Annotated in this window: 3 protein-coding genes and 1 pseudogene; 1 reads left to right on the forward strand and 3 read right to left on the reverse strand. The window is 63.5% G+C overall.

Features of this window, described 5'->3' with window-relative positions; genetic code table 11:
- The 3 genes and pseudogenes from LQ952_RS15560 to LQ952_RS15570 all read right to left on the reverse strand — a co-directional run.
- Window positions 1-266: pseudogene (locus tag LQ952_RS15560) on the reverse strand (cytochrome b); the annotation flags it as partial.
- Window positions 263-865, reverse strand: a complete 603-nt coding sequence (petA, locus tag LQ952_RS15565; protein WP_238623529.1) for a ubiquinol-cytochrome c reductase iron-sulfur subunit — start codon at window positions 863-865, stop codon at window positions 263-265. The gene petA and the pseudogene LQ952_RS15560, both read right to left, overlap by 4 nt.
- Before the next feature lie 189 nt (window positions 866-1,054).
- Window positions 1,055-1,804, reverse strand: coding sequence for a Nif3-like dinuclear metal center hexameric protein (locus LQ952_RS15570; RefSeq protein ID WP_238623530.1), 750 nt, complete (start codon window positions 1,802-1,804; stop codon window positions 1,055-1,057).
- A gap of 65 nt (window positions 1,805-1,869) precedes the next feature.
- Here LQ952_RS15570 and LQ952_RS15575 point away from each other — a divergent pair, with 65 nt between their 5' ends.
- Window positions 1,870-3,030 carry a Do family serine endopeptidase gene (locus LQ952_RS15575; RefSeq protein WP_238623531.1) on the forward strand — a complete coding sequence of 387 codons (1,161 nt, stop codon included), beginning with the start codon at window positions 1,870-1,872 and terminating at the stop codon, window positions 3,028-3,030.
- The last annotated feature ends 44 nt before the right edge of the window (window positions 3,031-3,074 follow it).

The following is a 3,074-nucleotide window of genomic DNA, read 5'->3' on the forward strand; positions in this document are numbered from 1 at the left end:
GTGGTATGCATGTAGCGGATGAACCAGCCCCACTCCACGTCGCGCATGATGTACTCGACGGAGGAAAACGCCAACTGGGCGTCCGGCTTGTAGAACATGGTCAGGAAGATACCGGAGACGAACTGGATCACCAGGACCAGGACGGCCAGGGACCCGAAGTAGTACCAGAAATTGAAATTCTTCGGCGCATAGTACTCGGCCAGATGCTCATTCCAGGTCTTGGTGAGCGGGTATCTGGCGTCGATCCAGTCTACTAGAGCTCTCATGCGGCAACTCCTTCGTCATCCTCGCCGATCATGACGAGGGTCTCCGACAGGTACTTGTGGGGCGGAACCGCCAGGTTGATCGGGGCAGGCACGTTGCGCCACACCCGGCCGGCCAGATCAAAGCGTGAACCGTGGCACACGCAGAAGTAACCGCCACGCCATTCGCTGCCCAGATCCGGGGGAGCCAGTTCGGGGCGGTAGCTGGGAGAACAGCCGAGATGGGTACAGATACCGATCAAAATGGAATATTCCGGCTTGATGGACCGGGTTTCATTCCGACAGTAGACCGGCTGCTGGGACTCCACGGTGGAATCCGGGTCCGCCAGACGGGGACGGTTTTCGGGGAGCAGATCAAGCATCTGCGGGGTTCTGTGGGTAATCCAGATGGGCTTGCCGCGCCATTCCACGCGAATGAGCTGCCCCGGCTCCACCTGGGAAACATCCACTTCAACCGGTGCACCCGCCGCCTGGGCACGGGCACTGGGCGCCCAGGATGCCAGGTAGGGATAGGCCACCGCGACGACACCTGCACCGCCGACCACGCTGGTGGCCGCGACCAGGAATCGCCGTCGACTCTGGTTCACGCCTTCGTTAGCCATCAAAAAGATCTCCAATTGAGTTCCAAAAAAACCGCTGGTCGTTGGGCACCCGGCATCGGCCGAGCGCTGAAGAACCGCTCGCCGAACAAAAGACCCCTTGACCCGTCGGGGCACTCAAAACGCAGTAGGATTCCCGAAGACGCCCGCAACGTCAAGAGGAAACGCCCCAACATCCAACAAATATTTGATTCAAATAGGATTTTCTATGTCTATAAATTCATGAGAAAGTGCTAATGTTGCAGCAAGATGCCGACCCAACGCCTTCGGCCCGCAGCGCTCGGTGGCATGATGCCCTGCGGCAAAGTAGTGGATACCCGCCTCCCGGGCCACATGAACGGTCTGTTCCGACACCTCACCGCTGATGTAGGCATCCAGCCCCAGGTCCGCCGCCTTTTCGACCATGCCCTGGGCGCCCCCGGTACACCACCCCAGCCGACGAATCACCTCAGGCCCGCCGGGAATCCACAGTGCCTCGCGCCCCAGACGCCTGGACAGACGCTCCCTGAGCGCTTCCGCGGATACAGGGACATCCGGCACACCGATGAGCCCCACACCGTCGGGACGCAGGGTCCCCTGCACCTGAAAATCCAGCAAACCCGCCAACTGGGCGTTATTCCCCAATTCGGGATGGGCATCCAGGGGCAGATGATAGGCCAGCAGGCTGATATCATGCTCAAGCAGCAACCGCAGGCGCTCCCGCTTCATGCCGACGATCCGGGCATCCTCGCCCTTCCAGAAGTAGCCGTGGTGAACCAGCAGGGCGTCCGCCCCCCGCTCAATGGCGGCCTCGATCAAGGCACGACTGGCGGTCACACCGGTCACAAGGCGAGAAACGTGAGGCCTGCCCTGCACCTGCAGTCCATTGGGACTATAGTCGGCGAATGCGCCCACATTGAGCAGCGTGTCGATATGGCTGACCAGGTCCCGCAGGGCGACCATAAGCTTATCCCCATATTGCAATGTTCGCGGGCCATGACCCTACACCATTATGGTATGGTACCGCCATGACCCCGATCAGTCGTTTCCTGCTTCAAGTAGTGGGCGTCGGCCTTGCCGTGGCCGCCCTCATGCTGCTGTTTTTTCCCGACTTGCTGCGGGAACCCCGTCCCGTGGTGGAGGTGCGGCAAAGCGAACGCAGCGCCCTGCTCGGCCCCATGGTGGGCCCGGTGTCCTACGCCGATGCCGTGAGCCAGGCCGCCCCGGCCGTGGTCAATATCCACACCCGCAAGACGGTGGTGCAGCGCAGCCATCCCTTCATGGATGACCCTCTGTTCCGGCAGTTCTTCGGCGACCGCTTCGACAATCCCAGGCAACGCACCCAGACCAGCCTGGGCTCCGGCGTCATCATCAGCCCCCAGGGCTTCATTCTCACCAACAACCACGTGATCGAGGGCGCCGACGAGATCGAAGCCCTGCTGGCGGACGGTCGCAGCGTGGCGGCCACCGTGGTCGGCACCGATCCCGAGACCGACTTGGCCATCCTCAGGGTCGATGCCGCCGGTCGCACCCTACCCAGTATCGTGGTCGGCGCCTCCGCCGACCTGCGGGTGGGCGACGTGGTCCTGGCCATCGGCAACCCCTTCGGCGTGGGCCAGACCGTGACCCTGGGCATCGTCAGCGCCACCGGACGCAGTCGCCTGGGCATCAACACCTACGAAGACTTCATCCAGACCGATGCCGCCATCAATCCGGGCAACTCCGGCGGCGCCTTGGTCAACGCCCATGGTGAACTGGTGGGCATCAACACCGCCATCTTCACCCGTTCCGGCGGCTCCCAGGGCATCGGTTTTGCCATCCCGGTGGACCTGGCCCGGGACGTCATGACCCAGATCATCGAAAGGGGCACCGTGGTGCGGGGCTGGCTGGGCATTGAGGTCCAGGAGATCACACCGCAACTGGCTCAGTCCTTCGGCCTGGCGGACGCCCGCGGCATCCTCATCGCCGGGGTACTCTCCGGCGGCCCGGCGGCCCGGGCCGGGATCCGCCCCGGTGATGTCATCACGCACCTGGACGGGGACCGCGTGAATGACGCTCAGGATGCCCTGAACTTCATCGCCCGCCGCAAGCCCGGCGAGACCCTGGCCATCCAGGGGTTGCGGGAAGGCCGGCCGGTGCAGATTCAGGCCGAGGTCAGTCAGCGGCCGGCTGCGCGCCGGGCATCCTGACCCGCAGACCGCTCACTGCGCCGCCACTTGGGGTGGGGGACACC

It is taken from the genome of Ectothiorhodospira lacustris, assembly GCF_022227785.1.
GTDB lineage: Bacteria > Pseudomonadota > Gammaproteobacteria > Ectothiorhodospirales > Ectothiorhodospiraceae > Ectothiorhodospira > Ectothiorhodospira lacustris.

Coding starts and splice junctions, on each gene's coding strand:
- petA (WP_238623529.1), bottom strand. CDS start 865: ATGGCTAACGAAGGCGTGAACCAGAGTCGACGGCGATTCCTGGTCGCG.
- LQ952_RS15570 (WP_238623530.1), bottom strand. CDS start 1,804: ATGGTCGCCCTGCGGGACCTGGTCAGCCATATCGACACGCTGCTCAAT.
- LQ952_RS15575 (WP_238623531.1), top strand. CDS start 1,870: ATGACCCCGATCAGTCGTTTCCTGCTTCAAGTAGTGGGCGTCGGCCTT.